Here is a 19,712-nt window from a genome sequence, read left to right as displayed (position 1 = left end):
CCCTCCCCCGTGAAAGGAGCCTCCCCGATGGCCCGGACCGACCTCGACGCGCTCGCACTGAACGCGCTCACCCTGGAGCAGAAGGCCGCACTGCTGTCGGGCCGGGACTTCTGGACGACCAAACCGCTGGAGGAGGCCGGGATTCCCTCCATCACGCTGTGCGACGGGCCGCACGGCGTGCGGCGCGAGGCCGGGGGCACCGACCACCTCGGGCTGAACGAGAGCATGCCCGCCACCTGCTTCCCGCCCGCGGTCGCGGTCGGGTCGAGCTGGGACCCCGAAGTGGCCGCCCGGATCGGCGCCGCCGTCGGCCGGGAGGGCCGGGCCCTCGGCGTGGCGGTCGTGCTCGGCCCCGGCGTGAACATCAAGCGCTCGCCGCTGTGCGGGCGCAACTTCGAGTACTACTCGGAAGACCCCCTGCTCTCGGGCGTCCTGGCGGCGGCGCACGTCTCCGCGCTGCAGGCCGAGGGACCCGGCGCGTCGGTCAAGCACTTCGCCGCCAACAACCAGGAGACCGAGCGCATGCGGGTCAGCGCCGACGTGGACGAGCGCACGCTGCGCGAGATCTACTTCCCCGCGTTCGAGCGGGTGGTCACCCAGGCCAGGCCCGCCACCGTGATGTGCTCCTACAACCGCGTCAACGGCGTCCACGCCTCGCAGAACCGGTGGCTGCTCACCGACGTCCTGCGCCGCGAGTGGGGCTTCAACGGCGTCGTCGTCTCCGACTGGGGCGCGGTGCAGGACCGCGTCGCCGCGCTGGCCGCCGGGCTGGACCTGGAGATGCCGGGGACCGGCGGCGCGAGCGACCGGCGCATCGTGGACGCCGTCCGCGCGGGCGACCTCGACGAGGCCGTGGTGAACGCGAGCGTGCGCCGCGTCGCCGCCCTCACCGAACGCCACAGCGGCGTGTCCGGCGCGTTCGACGCCGACGCCCACCACGCGCTCGCCCGCGAGCTCGCCGCCGAATGCGCCGTGCTGCTCAAGAACGAGGACGGCACGCTCCCCCTCTCGGCGGGAGCCCGCATCGCCGTGATCGGCGAGTTCGCGGCCAGGCCCAGGTTCCAGGGCGGCGGCAGCTCGCACGTCAACGCCACCCGGGTCGACGCGGCGCTCGACGCGATCCGCGCCTTCACCCCGGACGTCGCCTACGCCCAGGGGTTCTCGCTGGACGGGTCGGGCGACGCGCGAGAGCTTCGCGAGGCGGCGACCGAGGCCGCGGCGTCCGCCGACGTCGCGGTCGTCTTCGCCGGTCTGGGCGAGCTGGAGGAGTCCGAGGGGTTCGACCGGGAGACGATCGACCTGCCCGCCGCCCAGGTCGCGCTGATCCGCGCCGTCGCCGCCGCGGCCCGCCGTACGGTGGTCGTCCTGTCCAACGGCGGCGTCGTCTCGATGGAGGGCTGGCACGACGACGTGGACGCCGTCCTGGAGGGCTGGCTGCTCGGCCAGGCGGGCGGCTCCGCCGTCGCCGACCTCCTCTTCGGCGTCGTGAACCCCTCCGGGCGTCTCGCCGAGAGCATCCCGGTCCGGCTGAAGGACACACCGAGCTACCTCAACTTCCCGGGCGAGGCCGGGCACGTGCGCTACGGCGAGGGCGTCATGGTCGGCTACCGCTACTACGAGACGGTCGAGCTGCCGGTGCGCTACCCGTTCGGCCACGGCCTGAGCTACACGACGTTCGCGATCGGCCGCCTCAAGGTCGTCCGTACGGGCGACGACACGGCGACCGTCACCGTGACGGTGACCAACACCGGCGAGCGGGCGGGCAAGCACGTGGTGCAGGTCTACGTGGCCACGTCCGCGGGTCCCGTGCGGCGGCCCGCCCGGGAGCTGCGGGCCTTCACCAAGGTCTCCCTCGCCCCCGGCGAGTCGCGCACGGTCACCCTTCGTCTCGACCGGCGGGCGTTCGCGTACTACGACGTCCCGCTCGGCCGGTGGGTCGTCGCACCGGGCGACTACACGATCCAGATCGGCGAGAACGCCTCGTCCGTCGTGGCCGAGACGACGATCCGCCTCGGCGGCGACGCCGCCGTCCCCGTGGTGTCGCTCGACTCGACGCTCGGCGAGTGGCTCTCCCACCCGCTCGCCGGGCCCGCTCTCCTGCGGGTCCTCACCGGCGGGAAGAGCGAGCGGCCCGAGGAGGACGACGCGAACGGGCTGCGGATGGCCTCGTCGATGCCGATGGGACGGTTCCTGACCTTCGCCGGCATCGACATCCCCCACGCGACCCTGCGGGAACTGGTGGAGCTGGGCGGGTCGGACGGCGCGGCGGCTTAGGGCCTATCCGGCGGATCTTGCCGTGGTCGCGGGCATTCAGCGCCGCGCCAGCGCCAGCACGCTCAGCCCGAACATCAGCACGCCCAGGGGGAGATGGACCGACGGTACGTGCGCGATGCCGAGCACGACCTGGACGGAGGCGAGGACAAGGAAGCCGGACGCGTGCCAGACGGGCCGGGGCGAGCCTCCGCCCGGCTTCCACGCCAGCACCGCCGCGAGCACGTACAGCATCGACGCCCCGTACATCACGCGGGCTCCGGCACTGTGCAGCGTCTCTCCGTAGGACGAGGTCAGCAGCAGTCCGGCGGAGACCGCTTGAATGAAGATGGTCAGGGTCTGCAGGGCGATCGCGATCCGCAGAAACGAGAAACCGCGCTGTGCCGTCGCCTGGGTGGCCATGTCAGGGTCCCCCTGTTCCGCCCCCCGGGGGCAGTAGATCGATAAGGTCTCACCAGCCCGACGACGCGGGCCTGCGAAAGGTAAGGTCAGGAGGCGGCCGGGAGCATGGGGGCGGCTGGGACGAGCACCGATGAGATAGCCGGTGAGCGGCGCCAACTGATCAACGTCGCCTACCGGTTGCTCGGCTCACTGGCCGAGGCCGAGGACGCCGTACAGGAGGCCTACGCGCGCTGGTACGCGCTGCCACGAAGCCGGCAGAAGGAGATCGTGTCCCCTGGCGCCTGGCTGACGACGGTGACCGGCCGCATCTGCCTGGACGTGCTCGGCTCGGCGCGGGCCCGGCGTGAACGCTATGTCGGCGCGTGGCTGCCCGAGCCGCTGCCCGACCGCGCCGAGCGGGACCACGGCCATGGCACCGACCCCGCCGACCAGATGGTCCTGGACGAATCGGTGAGCATGGCCTTCCTCGTCGTCCTGGAGTCGATGACGCCCGCCGAGCGGGTGGCGTTCGTCCTGCACGACGTCTTCCGTTACCCCTTCGCCGAGATCGCCGGAGTCCTCGGCCGGACCCCTGCGGCCTGCAAGCAGCTGGCGGCCTCCGCCCGGCGGCGGGTGGGCGTCGCGCGCGCTCCGGTGACGGCGGCCGGGCAGGCCGACGTGGTGCGGCAGGTCAAACAGGCATGGGAGACGAAGGACATCGCGGCCCTCGTCGACCTCCTCGACCCGGCCGCCGTGATGACCGCCGACGGCGGCGGCATGGTCGGCACCGTCCTGCACCCGATCGAAGGCAGCGCGCGCATCGCCCAGTACATGGTCGCGATCGCCGACAAGGCTCCGGGGCTCGAACTCCTGGAGCGGTCGGTCAGCGGGGTGCCGGGCCTGGTGGCCCGGCATGCCGGCGTCGTCATGACCGTAGCCTCGTTCGATGTCGCCGACGGCCGCGTCACCCGGATCTGGGCGGTACGCAATCCGGAGAAGCTGCGGCCGTGGACCGGCCCTCAGTCGTGGAACGAGCCGTCACAGGGGTGAGGTGGCGGGGGCCAGCCAGATGCCGACGATCGCGTCGGTCAGGCCGGTCGCCGCGTCGTGCCAGGTGGCGCGGACGGGGTCGCCACCTTCGTGCACCGCGCGTTCGCGTTCGGCCAGCATGTGCACGATGAGCAGGCGGCTCATGTCCGCGCGCTCACGGCGTACGGGCTCGGGCAGTTGCGGCACGAGCCGGGTCAGGCCGTCGAGATTGGCGCGCATCGAGGCGGTGGCGCCGGCCTCCTCGACGACCATCCGGCGCAGGACGGGATCGGCGTCGGCCTGGGCGATGAAACGGGCGTACCACGTGGGAACCGGCAGTCCGGCGAGGTGGCCGGTGACCGGCCGCACCAGGCAGGCCGCCCATGCCCGCACGTCGGCGGAGCCGTCGATGGCGGCGAGCATCTCCAGGCGGCGCCGTTCCATCGCGGCGGTGTGACGCCGCACGATCTCGCGCACCAGGTCGGTCTTCGTGCCGAAGTGGTAGCCGACGGCGAAGTTGTTGCCCTGCCCGGCGGCCTCGCTGATCTGCCGGTTGGAGACGGCGGCGATGCCGTGCTCGGCGAACAGCCGCTCGGCCGCCGCCAGGATGAGCTCCCGGGTTTCCCGGCCGCGCTCCGGCCGGGCGGAGGTCCTGCCGGGCATCAGACCGTCCTCCAGCTCACTGCCGGACGGCTCACCATCGGACGGGGACTCGCTGGAGGCCGCCGACGATGAGGCCTTCGCGCGGCGCGAGGTCCGCGGCGGGTACGGCCAGCTCCAGCCCCGGCAGGCGGCGCAGCAGCACGGTCAGCACGGCCTGCAACTCGGTGCGCGCCAGCGCCTGGCCCAGGCACGAGTGCGGGCCGACGCCGAAGGCGAGATGCGCGTTGGGCGAGCGGCTCAGGTCCATCGCCTCCGCGTGCTCGAAGGCCCGCTCGTCCCGGTTGGCGGCGGCAAGGCTGCACACGACGGTGGTCCCCGCCGGGAGCCGCCGCCCGGCCACCTCGACCTCCTCCGACAGATAGCGGGGCATGCCGAATCCGGGATTGGCGTCGAAGCGCAGGGCCTCCTCCACCGCGCCGCGCACCAGGGAGGCGTCGCCGAGCAGGGCCTGCCAGCGCGAGCGGTCGGCCAGCAGCATCGCGACCATCTTGCCGATCATGTTCGCGGTGGTCTCGTGTCCCGCGACCAGCAGGCCCTGTCCCGTGGCCGTCAGCAGCATCTCGGTCAGCCGCCCGTCGGCGGCGTCCACCACCGCGATCAGTTCGCTGAGCAGGTCGTCGCCCGGCTGCTCGCGCTTGGCGCGGATGTGACTCGCGAAGTAGGCGGCGAACTCGGCCTGTGCGGCGTCGATCTCCGCCTGCTCGTAGCGGGTCATGCTGAGCATGGTGTCGGACCAGTAGGCGAACCGGTCGCGGTCGGCGTCCGGCACGCCCAGCAGGTCGCAGATCACCCAGACGGGCAGCGGGAAGCCGAGCGCGCTCACCAGATCGGCCGGTGCGCCCCCGGCCACCATCGCGTCGACCAGCCCCTCGGCCATCTCCTCGATGCGCGGGCGCATGGCCGCGACCCGCTTCGCGGTGAACGACCTGCCCACCAGCCTCCGCCACTGCTGGTGCGCCTCGCCCGCGCCGACCGAGGCCGACGCCATCCCGGCGCCGAACACGCCGCCGGACTCGTTGGCCGTCACCCGGGCGGCGTCGCCGGCGCTGAGCTCGCGGGTGAAGCGCGGGTCCGACAGCACCTGCCTGACGTCCTCGTAGCGGGTCAGCAGCAGGGCCTGATCGCCGCTGGCCAGGCGGATCGGCGCGACGGGACAGCCGTCACGCAGCTCGGCCCACTGCGGAGGCGGTTCCAGCCCGCTGGGGTTACGGAAGGGATAGTCGTGGACGACCTCGCTCAAGGCTGACCTCCTGTGGCCCGGCGGCACCCTCATCCAAGTCACCCGGCTTAACTCAGTCAAGTGACTCAAATCGAGGGATGCCGGTCAGCCGAGCCGTTGGGCTCTGCCGAGCAGCCGCTGGGCCACCACGACCAAGGCGAGGAACAGGCCGCTGACCACCTGCTGGAAGGCCGACGTCAGGTTGCCCACCTGGTTGATGAGGCTCTGGATCACCCCGAGCAGCAGCACGCCGGCGATGGTGCCGGTGATGCCGCCCGCTCCCCCGGTCAGCAGCGTGCCGCCGATCACCACCGCGGCGATCACGTCGAGTTCCAGGCCGATGCCGAGGATCGTGACGCCGGAGGAGAGCCGGGCCGCGTTCAGCACCCCGGCGAGACCCGCGAGCAGGCCCGACATCAGGTAGACGTAGACCTTCGTCCGCGCCACCGGCACGCCCATCAGCGCGGCCCCCTGCTCGTTGCCGCCGACCGCGTAGACGTTCTGGCCGAAGGCCGTCCGCTGGAGCAGGACCATGGCGGCCACGGCCAGGAGCGCCGTGATGTAGACCGGCCAGGTCAGGCCGAGCACGCCGCCCTGCCCGAGCCGCGCGAACGCGGAGTCCTTCACCAGGTAGGTGGTGGCGCCCTCGTTGGAGATCGCCAGCATCAGCCCGCGCACGCCCAGCATCCCGGCCAGGGTGACGATGAACGGCGCCATCCCCGTCCTGGCGATGAGCAGCCCCTGGAGCAGCCCCACCAGCCCGCACGCGGCGAGCGGCAGCGCCAGCGCGACGAACAGCCCATACTGCGAGCCGTACGCCGCGAGGACCCCGCCGAACACGAACAGCGACCCCACCGACAGGTCGATGCCGCCACTGATGATCACGAAGGTCATGCCGACGGCGATGATCGCGGTGAACGAGGAGGAGACGAGGACGCTGGCGGCGTTGCCCGCGGTGGCGAAGGAGTCGAAGGCGACGCTGCCGACGATCACCAGCGCCGCCAGCACCATCAGCGCCCCGTGCTGCTGGAGGACGCGGCTCACCTGCTCGCGTCCGGGCGATCCGGTCATCGGGTTCCTCGCTCCCTGGTGGCGTAAACGGCGGCCAGGATGATGACCGCCTGCACGATCTGCGTCCACGACTGCGGCAGGTTGTGCTTGATGAGGGTGGCCGACAGCAGCTGCATGAGCAGCGCGCCCATGACCGTGCTGAGCACCCGGATCCGCCCGCCGCTCAGCGGCGTGCCGCCCACCACCACCGCCGTGATGGCCGACAGCTCGATGAACAGGCCGAGCGAGGTCGGATCGCTCGCCTGCAGCCGCGCCGTCGCGAGCACCCCGGCCAGCGCGGCCAGCACCCCGGAGATCACGTAGACCAGCAGCAGCACCCGGCGGACGGGCAGCCCGGACAGCTCGCTCGCGGCGCGGTTGCCGCCGATCGCGACCACCTGCCTGCCGAACGTCGTCCTGCGGACCAGGAACGTCATCAGCAGCGTCAGCACGGCCGCGATGACGACGATGACCGGCACGCCGGACAGCGAGCTGCTGCCGAGCGCGATCAGGTCGGGGTTGCGGAACTCGACGAGCTGCGGCACGAGCACGTTGGCCAGGCCCCGGACGCCGACCAGCAGCGCGAGCGTGGCCACGATCGGCTGCACGCCCACGTAGGCGACCAGCGCGCCGCCCGCCGTGCCGGCCACGGCCCCGCCGACGAGGGCGACCAGCAGCGCGGGCCAGGCGCCGTACCCGAGGTAGAGCGCGACGAGCGCGGCGGCCAGCGACATGACCGAGCCGACCGACAGGTCGATGCCCTGGGTGCCGATGACCAGCGCCATGCCGAGCGACACGATCACGATCGGGGCGACCTGCACGAGCTGGGTGCGGAAGTTCGCCACGTCGAGGAAGTGAGGGGTGAACAGCACATTGAACAGCAGGAGGACGCCGACCGCGGCGTAGACGCCGTACTCCTGGGCCCAGGCGAGCACCCGCCGCCCGGGCGGTGCGACCGCTTCAGCCATCGGACTCCGCTCCTCGTTCGGCGATGGACGCCATGATCTTGTCCTCCGTGACGTCGTCGCCGGACAGCTCGCCGACGACGGCGCCCTCGCGCAGCACCAGGATCCGGTCGGCGCCCTCCACCAGCTCCTCCAGGTCAGACGAGATCAGTAACACGCCCAGGCCCTCCTCGGCCAGCTCGTCCACGAGGGCCTGCACCTCGGCCTTGGCGCCCACGTCGATGCCGCGGGTGGGCTCGTCCAGCAGCAGGATCTTCGGCCGGATGGCGAGCCACCGCGCGAGCAGCACCTTCTGCTGGTTGCCGCCGGACAGCTCCTGCACCGGCTGGTGCGGCGAGGCCGCCTTGATCCTGAGCCGGCGCATGAAGACCTCGACGACCTTGTCGATCCTGGCGTCGGAGACGACTCCGGCCCGCGACAGCGACGGCAGGGCGGCGAGCGCGATGTTCTCCCTGACCGACAGCGCCGGGATGATGCCCTCGGCCTTGCGGTCCTCGGGCAGCAGGCTGACCCCGGCCCTGATCGCCGCCGTGGTCGAGCCGGTGCGCAGGGACAGGCCTGCCACGAGCACCCGGCCGGCGTCCAGCGGGAGCGCGCCGACGATGCCCTTGGCCGTCTCGCTGCGGCCCGCTCCCAGCAGCCCGCCGAGGCCGACGACCTCCCCCGGCCACACCGAGACGTCCACCCCGCGCAGCACCTGCCGCCGGGTCAGCCCCTCGGCCCGTACGGCGGGCTGGGCGCCCTCCCGCTCCCGGGAATGGCGGCGGTCGCGGGAGAACCTGGTCAGGCCGCCGGTCCTGACCTCGTCGAGGTCGCGGCCCAGCATCAGAGCGATGAGCTTCAGCCGTTCGAGCTCGGCGAGCGGGCCCGTGTGCGCGACCCGCCCGTCACGCAGCACGGTCACCCGGTCGCACACCTCGTACAGCTCGTCGAGGCGATGGCTGACGTAGACGACGGCGATGCCGTCGTCCCTGAGCTGCCTGATCACCGAGAACAGCGTCTCGACCTCGCGCGGCTCCAGGGACGAGGTGGGCTCGTCCATGATGACCACGCGGGCGTCGATCGCCACGGCCCTGGCCAGGGCGACCATCTGCTGGGCGCCCATTCCGAGGGTGCGCAGCGGGCGGCGCACATCGGTGACGACGCCGTATCCGGCGAGGATCCGCTCCGCCTCGCCGTACATCCTGGCGGTGTCGATGACGCCCAGACGGCCGCGCGGCTCGCGCCCCAGCATCAGGTTGCGGGCCACGCTCATCATCGGGACGAGGTTGACCTCCTGGTAGATGGTCGAGATCCCGGCGCGCTGCGCGTCGAGCGGCGTCCCGAAGGCCACCGGCGAACCGTTGTAGATCAGCTCACCGCCGTCGGGGCGGTGAACGCCGGTGAAGACCTTGATCAGCGTGGACTTGCCCGCGCCGTTCTCGCCCACGAGGGCGTGCACCTCGCCGGGGAGGAGGGCGAGGGACACGCCGTCGAGGGCCACCACGCCGGGAAAGCGCTTGCTGATCTGCCTGGCCTCGAGCACCGGTGCAGCGGACTGGCTCAATGAGTTCCCTTCCTCACGCGGGCCTCCGCGCGCGTGCGCGCGGAGGCCCGGGACGCACGCGGACCTGCGCGGGCGTCCGTGACGGGCTTCGGCGGGTCAGTAGGCCTCGCCGAGGGACGCCTCGGCGTTGGAGCCGTCGTATTCGCGGTCGGAGATGATGACCTTGTCCGGGATCGGCTGGCCGTCCAGGAACTTCTGCGCGGTCTCGAAGGCGAGCGGCCCGAACCTGGGGTTGGACTCGACGACCGCGTGCAGCCAGCCGTCGGCGATGGCCTGGACGGCGCTGCGGGTGCCGTCGACCGAAACGATCTTTATGGCGCCCGGCTCCTTGCCCGCGCCCTTCAGCGCGGTCACCGCGCCCAGCGCCATCTCGTCGTTCTCGGCGTAGATGCCGTTGATGTCGGGGTTGGACTGGATGAGCTGCTCGGTGACCTGCTGGCCCTTCTCCCTGGCGAACTCGCCGGTCTGCTCGAAGGAGATCTGGATGTCGGGCGCCTTCTCCTTGATCCGGTCCTTGAAGCCGTTGGTGCGCTCGGTGGTGACGTTGTTGCCCGGCGCGCCGAGCAGGATCGCCACCTTGCCCTTGCCGCCGAGCGCGTCGACCATCTGGTCCGCGGCCCGCTTGCCCTGCTCGTAGAAGTCCGAGCCGATGAACGTCAGGTAGTCGCTGCAGGGGTTGGAGTTGATCTTGCGGTCGACCGTGATGATGGGGATCTTCTTGGCGGCGGCCTGCTGGAGCACCGGCTCCCAGCCGTCGGAGTTCAGCGGCGCGATGACGAGCAGCTTCACGCCCTGGGCGATGAGCTGCTGCACGTCGGTGATCTGCTTGGAGAACTGCGACTGCGCGTTGGTGACCTTGAGGTCGGCGATGCCGAGCTTGGCCGCCTCGTCCTTGATGGACTTGGTCTCCGCGATGCGGAACGGGTTGGCCTCCTTCTCCGACTGGGAGAAGCCGACCGTGGCGGTCTTCAGGTCGAACTTCGTGCCGCCGAACTGGTCAAGCGTGCAGGTCGGGCCGGCCGAGCCCGCCGGGGTCTGCACCACCTGCTGCTGCGCGGACGCCGCCTCGCTGGGGCCCGCCGTGGCCTGGGTCTCCGACTTGGCGCAGCCGGCCGCGCCGAGCAGCACGGCGAGGGCGAGCGCGGCCGTGCGGGGGTAAGGCTTCATGATTGTCCTTCCGGTCGGGGGGTGACGGCGGGCCGGCCCGCCTGAGGGCGGCGCCGCCGTGGGTGGTGCCGGGGGTGTGCCGGGGGTGGCGGCCCGGACGTCACGTCCGGGCCGCGTGCGGCCGGCGGTCAGGCATGGCCGTGGGAGGCCTCAATCAGGCACAGGCCGGGAGGATCTCTCCGGTGAGCGCCGTGTTGGCGTCGTGGAGCCGCTTGACGTCCGGCTTCGTCACGGCCCTGTCATAGGTCATCAGGCCGTTGATCTCGGTCTCCACGTCGGTCGTCTGGGTGTAGACGGCCGCGCTCAGCCCGTTGCAGGCGTGCAGCTTGCGCAGGGCGTCGTCCATCTCCAGGAAGCGCTTGGTCAGCGACTCGGAGTCGGACTCGACCGCGTAGCCCCAGCCGCCGCCGGTCCAGGTGTGGCCGATCACCGGCAGGGCGAGCCCGCCGTACTCGCCGAGCACCGACGCCCGGAAGAAGCCGGGCTTACCGGGGCTGCCGGGTCCGGGGTAGATGTGGTAGTCCATCACGTCGCCGTTGCCGCCGTCCTGGGCGCCGCAGCAGTTGATGCCGCTCATGTTGTCCACGAGCCGGGAGGGGTCCAGGCTCTCCACGTAGTCGGCGATCCTGGAGATGTCGTACTGGCCCCAGCTCTCGTTGAACGGCACCCACATCACGATCGACGGGCTGCTGCGGTGCTCGTCGACGATCTCCTTCAGCTCGTTTTCGAACTGCGTCTTGTCGGCCGCGCTCGCCGCGCCGAACATCGACGGCATGTCCTGCCAGACGAGCAGGCCGAGCTTGTCGGCGTAGGCGTACCAGCGGTCCGGCTCCACCTTCATGTGCTTGCGCACCATGTTGAAGCCGAGCGCCTTGGTCTGCTCCAGGTCGTACCGCAGCGCCTCGTCGGTCGGTGCGGTGTAGATGCCGTCCGGCCAGTAGCCCTGGTCGAGCGGGCCGAACTGGAAGACCGGCTTGCCGTTGAGCAGGACCCGGGTCGTGCCGTTCACCCGGCCGAGCGAGATGGAGCGCATGCCGAAGTAGCTCTCCACCTTGTCGCCGCCCTTGAGCTCGACGGTCAGGTCGTACAGGTACGGGTCGTCGGGCGACCAGAGGTGGGGGCTGGGGATCGGCACGGCCAGCTCGGTGCCGGCCGGGCCGGAGACCTTGCCGATGACGCGCTTGCCGGCGCGGGCGGTGACGACGGCGGTGGCGTCGCCGTTCGCCCTGACCTTCACCCGCAGGGACTGGCCGAGCACCTCGGGGATCGTGTCCACGGCCTCGATGTGGGTCTTGTCGACGGGCTCCAGCCAGACCGTCTGCCAGATCCCGGAGGCCGGCGTGTACCAGATGCTGCCGGGGTTCAGGCGCTGCTTGCCGATGGGCTGGCGGCCCTTGTCGGTGGGGTCGGTCACGCCGACGACCAGCTCCTGCGGACCCTTGCGGGTGAGGGCGTCGGTGACGTCCACGGTGATCCTGTCGTAGCCGCCCTTGTGCGTGCCGACCTGCTTGCCGTTGACGTAGACGACGGACTCGTAGTCGACGGCGTCGAGGTGGAGCAGGAGGCGGTCCTTCTTCCAGGAGGCCGGCACCTCGAAGGTGCGGCGGTACCACATGCGGTCCTCGTGGCGGCCGATGCCGGACAGGCTCGACTCCACCGGGTAGGGCACGACGATCCGCTCGCCGAGGTCGCGGCCGAAGGGCGGCGCCTCACCCTCCTTCGCGGCGGCGAACTGCCAGGTGCCGTTGAGGTTCTGCCAGCGGTCGCGGACGAGCTGCGGGCGGGGGTACTCGGGCAGCGGGTTGTTCGCGTCCACGTCGCCGGACCAGCGGGTCTTCAGCACGTACGTGGAACCGTTGGACACCGGGACCCACGTGAACGCCTCGATCGCGGTGCCGTCCGTCTTGGCGAGGCCGCCCTTGCCGTCGTAGGAGGCCCGGATGTCGGCGGCGAGACGGGGGATGGGGGAGCCGAGCTTCAGCTTGATCTTCGAGGTCCCGTCGAGGGCGGCCGACTCGACCGCCCACTTCGTGCCGGCCACCGTCACGCCGAAGTGCTCGGCGGCGCCGGCGGGAAGCGCCGCGAGCGCGGTGTCGCCGAAGTCGAGGGTGGCGGTGTCGCCCGCCGCGTCGACGGCGGCGCTGTCCGGCCCCGGCGGGTCGAAGCCCTCGGGCAGGTAGAACGCCTCCGCCGGCACGGCCTGCTTGGGCTGGCTGGCGCTCTGCCAGCGCAGGTGGAGGTTGGCGCCGCCGAAGTGCTCGAAATACTCGACCTTGATGTCGTACTTCTGGCCGGCCTGCAGGGTGATCGGGGCGCCGGTCTGCTCCTTGTCCCAGTCGTCCACCCAGTGGTCGATGACGAGCGTGTTGTTCACCCAGAGCCGGAAGCCGTTGTCCCCGATGATCGAGAAGGTGTACGCCTCGGAGTACGCGGGCTGGATGCGGCCCGTCCACCGCACGGTGACGTCGTCCTCCCGCCCGGTCAGCGAGGTGAAGACCGGGTTGAGGTCGGGCAGCTCGAGATCAGGGTCGATCACGGTGGCCTTGAGCTGGGCGAAGTCGAACTTCCCTGCTGCCGAGGACAGGTAGTAGTCGCCGCGCAGGCCGTGCCGCTCGGCGCCGGCGGCGGTCGCGGGGATCTGCCCCGCGACCTGCCAGACGGCGCCGAGAACGACGGCCAGCAGTAAGAGGATGGGCTTTCTCACAGGGATCCTTTCCTGCGGGCAGGGTCGGGCGGACGCCGTACGGCGTGGCCGCGTCCGGCCCGGCGCGGCGGTGCGCTCCGCACGGCACGCCGGCGACCACCTGCCATGACGTGGGGGGAGGGTCGAGATCGGAGCCGCGGACGTCGGGGCACGCGGGGAACGCACCTTCCGAACGGGACCGATCAGATTCGGACAGGATCGAGTCGGTTATTGCCCTCAAATAAGCATCGGGAGCGGCATCCGGTCAAGAGATCGGATCAGATTCGTTCATTTCCGGTCAGCGATGCCGCGCTTTGGCTGGTCGACTATGATCGGAACCGGTCACAGCGGAGGGTGGGGGCGTGGTCGACACGGACAGCGACGGGCGCCGGCCCGTGTTCGCGGCCGAGCGCCGCCAGCGGATCCTGGAGTTGGTGCGGGCCAACGGCGCCGTCTCGCTGCGCGAGCTCGCCCATGCGGTGCAGTCGTCGGAGGTCACCGTGCGCCGCGACCTGCGCGCGCTGGAGTCGGAGGGCCTGCTCAACCGGCACCACGGCGGCGCCACCCTCCCCGGCGACCTGAACAGGGAGGCCAGCTACGTCCAGAAGGTGACGCTCTCCTCCGCGGAGAAGTGCGCCATCGCGGATCTGGCCGCGTCGCTGGTCGAGGACGGGGACGCGATCGTCATCGGCCCCGGGACCACCACCCAGGAGTTCGCCCGCAGGCTGAGCAGGCACACCGAGCTCGCCGTGGTCACCAACTCGCTACTCGTCGCCCAGGCGCTCGCCAACTCCCCGCGCATCGAGGTGATGCTGACGGGCGGCACGCTGCGCGGGCCGATCCTCGCCCTCGTCGGCAGCGCGGCCGAGCGGTCCCTCGCCGGGCTGCGCGTGCGCCGGGCCTTCATCTCCGGCAACGGGCTCACCGCCGACCGCGGCCTGTCGACCCCGAACATGCAGGTCGCCTGCGTCGACCAGGCCCTGGCCACCGCCGCGGAGGAGGTCGTCGTGCTGGCCGACCACACCAAGATCGGCATCGACGCCATGGTGCAGACCGTGTCCGCCGAGCAGATCGACCATCTGGTCACCGACGACGCCGCCCCGCGCGACGTGCTCGACGAGCTGAGCGGCAAGGGCGTCCGCCTGCACGTTGCTCAGATTTGATCGAATGTGACGGCCTCGTTACGGGTTTGTTTCCTGTCGGGCTCACCATTCGAGGCGGAGGCAACTGTGCTGCAGGCCGCAGGTATTTGCAAGAGCTTTCAAGGCGCGCCCGCGCTCGACCACGTCACCCTGGCCCTGCGGGCCGGGGAGGTCCACGCGCTCGTCGGCGGCAACGGCGCGGGCAAATCCACCCTGGTCAAGGTCCTCTCAGGGGTGTGCAGGCCGGACGCCGGCCGGTTGCGCCACCTCGGTGAAGAGATCTCCCTCTCCTCCCCCGCCGAGGCCGCCCGGCTCGGGATCGCCACGATCCACCAGGAGGCCGGGCTCGTCCCCACGATGAGCATCGCCGCCAACCTGTTCCTCGGCCGGGAGCCGCGCGGGCGCTTCGGCCTGATCGACTTCGCGGCCATGCACGCGCGGGCCGCCGAGCTGCTGTCCTCCTACGGCCTGCGCGCCGACCCGCGCCGTCCGCTCGACTCGCTCGGCGACGGCGCGCGTCAGCTGGTCGCCCTGGCCAGGGCCGCGTCCGCGGACGCGCGGCTGGTCGTCATGGACGAGCCCGCCTCCGCGCTGGAGCGCGACGAGCTGGACGTCCTGTTCGGCGCGATCTCCCGGCTCCGCGACGAGGGCCGGGCGGTGCTCTACGTCACCCACCGGCTCGACGAGCTCTACGAGATCTGCGACCGGGTGACCGTGCTGCGCGAAGGCCGCGTGGTGCACACGGGACCGCTCGCCGGCCTCGACCGCCGCAGGCTGGTCTCGCTCCTGCTCGGCCGGCCCTTCCACGCCGACGGGGCGGACGCCGCCGTCACCGGCGAGCCGGCCGGCCCGCCCGCCGACGAGCCCCTGCTCGAAGCCCGGGGGCTGACCCGCCGCCACGTGCTCCGCGACGTCTCCCTCGCCCTGCGTACGGGAGAGGTGGTCGGCCTCGGCGGCCTGCGGGGCGCGGGGCGCAGCGAGACCGCGAAGGCGATCGCGGGCGCGCTGCGCGTGGACGCCGGCCAGGTGACGATCGCGGGCGCGCCTGCGGGCAAGTGGTCGATCAGGAGCGCGATCCGCGCCGGTGTCGGGCTCGTGCCGGAGAACCGCCGGGTGGAGGGCATCGTGCCGACCCTGTCGGTCCGCGACAACATCGCGCTGGCCGCGCTCCCCCGCCTGTCCCGCGCGGGGATCGTCTCCGACGCGCACCTGGACCGGATCGTCGCCACGTTCATGCGGCGGCTGGGCATCCAGGCCGTCTCGCCCCGGCAGGCGGCCGGGGAGCTGTCCGGCGGCAACCAGCAGAAGGTGCTGCTGGCCCGCTGGCTGGCGATGCATCCGAAGGTGCTCCTGCTCGACGAGCCCAGCCGGGGCGTCGACATCGCGACCAAGCTGGCCATGCGGTCGCTCCTCGACGACCTGGCGGTGGACGGGCTGGCGATCCTGCTGATCTCCTCCGACGTGTCGGAGCTGGTGGAGAACTGCGACAGCGTGGTGGTCCTGCGCGACGGCGCTGTCGTCGGCGAGCTGGCGGGGCCCGAGGTCAGCGAGGACCGCATCATGGGAGCGCTCGCCGCGAGCTGACCCCCGCTTCTGGAGTGTTCGCTCAGGGATGCCTGCGCCTTCTGTAGGCGCGCTGCCGGCAGGCCCGTGAGCAGTAGACGCGTGGACGGCCCGAGGGCGCGGGGTCGAGCGCGGCGCCGCACTCCGGGCAGTTCTCGTCAGCTGGCTTTTCGTCACGAGTTTCGTCACGCTCGCGGATCAATGCTTCGATGCCGTCGAGGAGGCGGCGCAGCCCGAACTCGAAGGAGTCTTCCGGGTGGTCCCAGCCGCCTTCCGTCCACAGGTGGGCGAGTGCGGGGTAGCGGCCGAGGTGCGCGTACAGGGAGTCGCGCATTCCCCACCACTCCTCCTCGGACACGCCGCTGCGGCGCTCCTCGCGCCGCGTCTCGGCCAGCAGCAGGGCCTCGGCGTCCACGAAGCGGCCGACCAGCCCGACGACCGCGATCACCTCGGACGGGGTGAGCGCGGTGCCCAGGAGGAGTCGTGGTGTCCGGCGGGCGCGACATCGCGATCGAGGACAACCTGGTGCGTCGCGTCGGGCTTGACCACAGCGGCTCGCCGGGGATCGCCGTCTCCGGCGCGCGTGGCTGCGTGATCGCTCACAACGAGGTCACGGACGTGCCGCACTGCGGGATCGTCGTCGGGCCGGGGCAGGGCGTCAGGATCCTGCGCAATCGCACCTCGAACACCATGCAGGTGCTGGCCGACGGCGGCGGTGTCTACCTGAGCGGTGTCCAGGGCAGCTCGTTCCGCCACCGCCGCCATCCGTTCGCGGGCAGGGCGCCGCCGGCCCTGACCTGCCCGCCCCGGCCGGTCGAGCCGAGGCCGACCAGGGTCAGTACGTCCTGCACACCGTGCCCGGCGTCACCTGGACGACCCGACGCCGGAGAAGCGCGCCTCGACCTCCTCGGGGGTCAGCCCGAAGCCGGACAGCTCGTAGCGATGCTCCGGCCGGGCCTCCCCCGAGCGGCTCTCCTCGTGCAGGCGGGCCATGGCCGTACGGGCGGCGTCGCCGAACGGCAGCCCGAAGTGGGCGTAGACGGCCTCGACCGTGCCGAGCGGGTCGCGGACGAACTCGTCGTAGTGCACGTCGAAGAACCGCGCCGGGTCGTGCCTGGCGCGGGCGGCGCGGAAGCGGTCGAGGCCCCGGCTCCACAGCTCGAGCTGGTCCCGCCCGATCACCGCGCCGGTGAACGCCTCCGACCATCCGGCGGTCGCCTGCGCGGCGAGGCTGCACATCGACGCCATGGCGGTGACCGGGTCGCGGTGGGTCTGGACGACCAGCGCGCCGGGGTGGACCTCCATGATCGCGTCCAGGGCGAACAGGTGGCTGGGGTTCTTCAGCACCCACCGCCGGCCGGGGTCGCCCAGCCCGATGAGCTGGAGGATCCGCCGATGCCGCCGGTAGGCGGGCGTCCAGTCCTGCGCCGCCAGCCAGGCCGAGTACGCCGGCAGGTGGGCCAGGCACTCGAAGGAGACCGACCGCATCGACTGCTGGAGCAGCCGCCAGCACTCCTCGACCATGTCCGCCGACATGTAGTGCACGCCCATGAACTCCGGATGGCGCACGTGGTGCCGCTCGTACGCGGCCTGGGCGGCCCGATACTCCGGGTCGCCCGCCCAGGTCTCGCGCGGCGGCCTCGGCCGGGGCGAGTCGGTCAGCCACAGTTCCAGCCCCTGGTTTGCGGGGTCGGCGGTCAGCAGCCGGTGCAGGGCGGTGGTGCCGGTGCGCGGCAGGCCGGTGACGAAGATCGGCCGCTCGACCGGCACGGCCGCGTGCTCCGGGTGCCGCCGCCGCGCCTCCTCGCACCGCAGCCGGGCGGTCAGCGCGCCGCGCAGCATCGCGCGGGCCGCCCGGGCACCCTGCGGAGTGAGCGCCGCGTCCCTGGCGTACGACTCGAGCAGCACGCCGAGCCCGTCGAGGTAGGGGTCGTCCCCGAAGCCGGTCAGCCCGGTAACACCGCTCGCCCAGGCGTGCAGGTCCTCGATCGTGCCGACGCCGTCGTTTCCCGTGCTCATCCGGTCGCCTCCGCGGGCTGATAGAAACTGCTCAGTGGTGCCATTCGCCGCAGTTGACGTCGAGACACTGGCCGGTGATCGCCCGCGCGAGCGGGGACAGCAGGAACACCGCGGCGTCGGCGATCTCGTCGGGCTCGGGCAGCCTGCGCAGGTCGAGCCCGGCGGCGGTCTCGTCGTACACCTGCCGCACGGGGACGCCCCGCCGCCGGGCCAGGGCCTCGAAGTAGCGCTTCAGGTTGTCCGCCCAGATGTAGCCGGGCGCCACGCTGTTGACCCGCACGCCGCGCGGCCCGAGCTCGGTCGCCAGGCTCTGGGCGAGGGCGAGCAGGCTCGCCTTGGCCATCTTGTACACCCCGAAGGTGCGCCGCGAGTGCCGCAGCACCGCCGAGTTGACCATCACGACCGAGCCCGCGTGATCGGCGAGCGCCGGCGCGAAGAGCTGGGTGAGCCGCAACGCGGCGAGCACGTTGGTCTCGAAGGCGGCGCGCACCGCATCGAGGTCCACGTCGACGAGGTCCGTCATCGGCGGCATCGCGAAGGCGTTGTTGATCAGGCCGTCGACCCGGCCGCAGGTCTCCAGCGCCGACGCGACCAGCCGCCGCCGCGACGCCTCGTCGGTGACGTCGGCCGGCACCGGCACCGCGCGCCGGCCGAGCCGCGCGACCTCCTCCGCCACCGCGGCCAGCCGCTCCTCGCCGCGGGCGGCCAGCACCACGTCGGCCCCGGCCGCCGCGCACCGCAGCGCCAGGGCGCGCCCCAACCCGGGCCCGACCCCCGAGATCACGACGACCCGGTCCTTCAGCGGCATCAGCCCAGCATCCTTCGGGCGACGGCGGTCTGCCGGGCGGCGATCCGGGCCGCCCACTCCCCGGCGCTCACCCGCTGCCGGTCGTGATAGGGCAGCTTGGACGGCAGGTCCTCGAACCGCATCACCTCCACCTCGGGACCGTCATCGGGTCCGAGGGGGCGGGTGAGCCGCTGCCAGCGGATCTGCAGGTAGCCGCGGCGGTGCCCGGTGCGTTCGAGCCAGTTGGCCAGCCCGGGGTCGCGCTCGCCGATCACGTAGCGGATCTTCCCGTCGGGGTCGTGGCGGGCTTGGTCGGCGGTGAGGCTGGTCTGGTGGTTGACGTAGTCCAGCGAGACGTACCACATGCTGCCGAGCTGGAATCCCTGGTAGGGCGCGACGTCACGGCCCGCCGCGGGCACGGTGACGACCATGACCTGGTCGTCGTCGAGGTCGTAGTGGCCGACGGACGAATACTGCGTCGCGAGGCCGCCCGGCGTGGGCCGCGGCTCGGTCATCGTGTTGACCGGCAGCGTGAGGTAGTGCCACTCCGGGAACGCGAGGAACGTCCGCAGCCGCCCCAGCAGCATCTTCGCGGCCACCTCGTAGCGCCTGGAGATCTTGTCCACGTCCGGGGGCGGGGGCGCCGACCCGAGCGTGTCGGCGCGGTGGATGCGGATCTCCCCGGGCCGCTCGGCGTCCCAGTCGGAGAAGACCTCGCGCACGATCAGCATCGCCGCGCCGGTTCCCAGCGCGAAGCGGGCCCCCGTTCCGGGCGGGCCGAAGCGCAGCTCGTACGACCCGTCCGGGGCGATCTCGATGTCGCGGTCGTCGAAGGCGGTGAGGCTGTCGGGCGACCGCGCGGGCGAGTAGTCGCCGTTGAGCACCTGGAAGCTCAGGTCCGCCGTGGTGCCGCGGCGGCCCGTGACCACGTATTCGGCGTCGTCCCGGATGTAGGCGTGGAAGTAGAGCGTGTCGGGGTTGTCCAGGCCGAGCTTGGCGTACGGGCCGGTGGAGGCGGCGAAGAAGGGGAAGTCGCGGTCGTAGGCCCACGTCATGTGCAACGCCGCCTTGATGCCGCCCGCCAGGTAGTCGAGGCCCTCGGCCAGGTCCTGCTCGGACCGCAGATGCGGCGCCGAGCGGATGATCTCCTCGGCCTCGGCGATCGCCCGGGCGAACGGTTCCGTGGCCATCGGACTCCCTCGGATAGGCGGTACAAATATGTACCGA

Annotated in this window: 17 protein-coding genes; 4 read left to right on the top strand and 13 right to left on the bottom strand. The window is 72.0% G+C overall.

Going from position 1 to position 19,712, the window contains the following annotated elements:
- The first annotated feature begins 27 nt into the window (after window positions 1-27).
- The gene (locus tag ACQEVJ_RS15240) at window positions 28-2,274 is read left to right on the top strand and encodes a glycoside hydrolase family 3 C-terminal domain-containing protein (RefSeq protein WP_433101353.1); all 2,247 of its coding nucleotides are present in this window, start codon (window positions 28-30) and stop codon (window positions 2,272-2,274) included.
- Window positions 2,275-2,310: 36 nt separating this feature from the next.
- Here ACQEVJ_RS15240 and ACQEVJ_RS15235 read toward each other — a convergent pair whose 3' ends face one another.
- Window positions 2,311-2,673, bottom strand: a complete 363-nt coding sequence (locus tag ACQEVJ_RS15235; protein WP_433101351.1) for a hypothetical protein — start codon at window positions 2,671-2,673, stop codon at window positions 2,311-2,313.
- A 105-nt stretch (window positions 2,674-2,778) separates the two neighbouring features.
- Between ACQEVJ_RS15235 and sigJ the strand changes: the two genes are divergently transcribed.
- On the top strand, window positions 2,779-3,702 hold the full coding sequence (gene sigJ, locus ACQEVJ_RS15230; protein WP_433101349.1) for an RNA polymerase sigma factor SigJ: 924 nt from the start codon (window positions 2,779-2,781) through the stop codon (window positions 3,700-3,702).
- Here sigJ and ACQEVJ_RS15225 read toward each other — a convergent pair.
- From ACQEVJ_RS15225 to ACQEVJ_RS15195, 7 genes are all read right to left on the bottom strand, one after another.
- Window positions 3,691-4,344: a TetR/AcrR family transcriptional regulator gene (locus tag ACQEVJ_RS15225; RefSeq protein WP_433101347.1), complete on the bottom strand. Its 654-nt coding sequence runs from the start codon at window positions 4,342-4,344 to the stop codon at window positions 3,691-3,693. The two genes, sigJ and ACQEVJ_RS15225, sit on opposite strands and share 12 nt — an antisense overlap.
- A 31-nt stretch (window positions 4,345-4,375) precedes the next feature.
- Window positions 4,376-5,617, bottom strand: a complete 1,242-nt coding sequence (locus tag ACQEVJ_RS15220; protein WP_433101345.1) for a cytochrome P450 — start codon at window positions 5,615-5,617, stop codon at window positions 4,376-4,378.
- Between the two features lie 51 nt (window positions 5,618-5,668).
- The gene (locus ACQEVJ_RS15215; protein ID WP_433101342.1) at window positions 5,669-6,634 is read right to left on the bottom strand and encodes an ABC transporter permease; all 966 of its coding nucleotides are present in this window, start codon (window positions 6,632-6,634) and stop codon (window positions 5,669-5,671) included.
- Window positions 6,631-7,581, bottom strand: coding sequence for an ABC transporter permease (locus tag ACQEVJ_RS15210; protein ID WP_433101340.1), 951 nt, complete (start codon window positions 7,579-7,581; stop codon window positions 6,631-6,633). Before ACQEVJ_RS15210 ends, ACQEVJ_RS15215 begins: the two co-directional genes overlap by 4 nt.
- Complete coding sequence (locus tag ACQEVJ_RS15205; protein WP_433101338.1) at window positions 7,574-9,103, bottom strand: sugar ABC transporter ATP-binding protein; 1,530 nt, start codon at window positions 9,101-9,103, stop codon at window positions 7,574-7,576. The genes ACQEVJ_RS15210 and ACQEVJ_RS15205 overlap by 8 nt, the downstream gene beginning before the upstream one ends.
- A 117-nt stretch (window positions 9,104-9,220) precedes the next feature.
- Window positions 9,221-10,291: an ABC transporter substrate-binding protein gene (locus tag ACQEVJ_RS15200; protein WP_433101336.1), complete on the bottom strand. Its 1,071-nt coding sequence runs from the start codon at window positions 10,289-10,291 to the stop codon at window positions 9,221-9,223.
- A 154-nt stretch (window positions 10,292-10,445) separates the two neighbouring features.
- Window positions 10,446-12,995 carry a PA14 domain-containing protein gene (locus tag ACQEVJ_RS15195; protein WP_433101334.1) on the bottom strand — a complete coding sequence of 850 codons (2,550 nt, stop codon included), beginning with the start codon at window positions 12,993-12,995 and terminating at the stop codon, window positions 10,446-10,448.
- 341 nt (window positions 12,996-13,336) lie between these two features.
- Between ACQEVJ_RS15195 and ACQEVJ_RS15190 the strand changes: the two genes are divergently transcribed.
- Both ACQEVJ_RS15190 and ACQEVJ_RS15185 read left to right on the top strand, forming a co-directional pair.
- Window positions 13,337-14,137: a DeoR/GlpR family DNA-binding transcription regulator gene (locus tag ACQEVJ_RS15190; RefSeq protein ID WP_433101332.1), complete on the top strand. Its 801-nt coding sequence runs from the start codon at window positions 13,337-13,339 to the stop codon at window positions 14,135-14,137.
- 66 nt (window positions 14,138-14,203) lie between these two features.
- The gene (locus ACQEVJ_RS15185; RefSeq protein WP_433101330.1) at window positions 14,204-15,700 is read left to right on the top strand and encodes a sugar ABC transporter ATP-binding protein; all 1,497 of its coding nucleotides are present in this window, start codon (window positions 14,204-14,206) and stop codon (window positions 15,698-15,700) included.
- A gap of 22 nt (window positions 15,701-15,722) precedes the next feature.
- Here ACQEVJ_RS15185 and ACQEVJ_RS15180 read toward each other — a convergent pair whose 3' ends face one another.
- From ACQEVJ_RS15180 to ACQEVJ_RS15160, 5 genes are all read right to left on the bottom strand, one after another.
- Complete coding sequence (locus ACQEVJ_RS15180; protein WP_433112742.1) at window positions 15,723-16,154, bottom strand: TetR/AcrR family transcriptional regulator C-terminal domain-containing protein; 432 nt, start codon at window positions 16,152-16,154, stop codon at window positions 15,723-15,725.
- A gap of 244 nt (window positions 16,155-16,398) precedes the next feature.
- Window positions 16,399-16,530: a hypothetical protein gene (locus ACQEVJ_RS15175; RefSeq protein WP_433101328.1), complete on the bottom strand. Its 132-nt coding sequence runs from the start codon at window positions 16,528-16,530 to the stop codon at window positions 16,399-16,401.
- A 13-nt stretch (window positions 16,531-16,543) separates the two neighbouring features.
- The gene (locus ACQEVJ_RS15170; RefSeq protein ID WP_433101326.1) at window positions 16,544-17,698 is read right to left on the bottom strand and encodes a sulfotransferase family protein; all 1,155 of its coding nucleotides are present in this window, start codon (window positions 17,696-17,698) and stop codon (window positions 16,544-16,546) included.
- Between the two features lie 31 nt (window positions 17,699-17,729).
- Window positions 17,730-18,506: an SDR family oxidoreductase gene (locus ACQEVJ_RS15165; protein WP_433101324.1), complete on the bottom strand. Its 777-nt coding sequence runs from the start codon at window positions 18,504-18,506 to the stop codon at window positions 17,730-17,732.
- Window positions 18,506-19,675, bottom strand: a complete 1,170-nt coding sequence (locus ACQEVJ_RS15160) for a hypothetical protein (RefSeq protein WP_433101322.1) — start codon at window positions 19,673-19,675, stop codon at window positions 18,506-18,508. Before ACQEVJ_RS15160 ends, ACQEVJ_RS15165 begins: the two co-directional genes overlap by 1 nt.
- Between the last annotated feature and the right edge of the window lie 37 nt (window positions 19,676-19,712).

The organism is Microbispora sp. CA-102843, from assembly GCF_050936215.1.
In the GTDB taxonomy this organism is placed as follows: Bacteria; Actinomycetota; Actinomycetes; order Streptosporangiales; family Streptosporangiaceae; genus Microbispora.
Note: the sequence above shows the minus strand (reverse complement) of the source record. Positions and strands in the feature narration are given on the sequence as shown.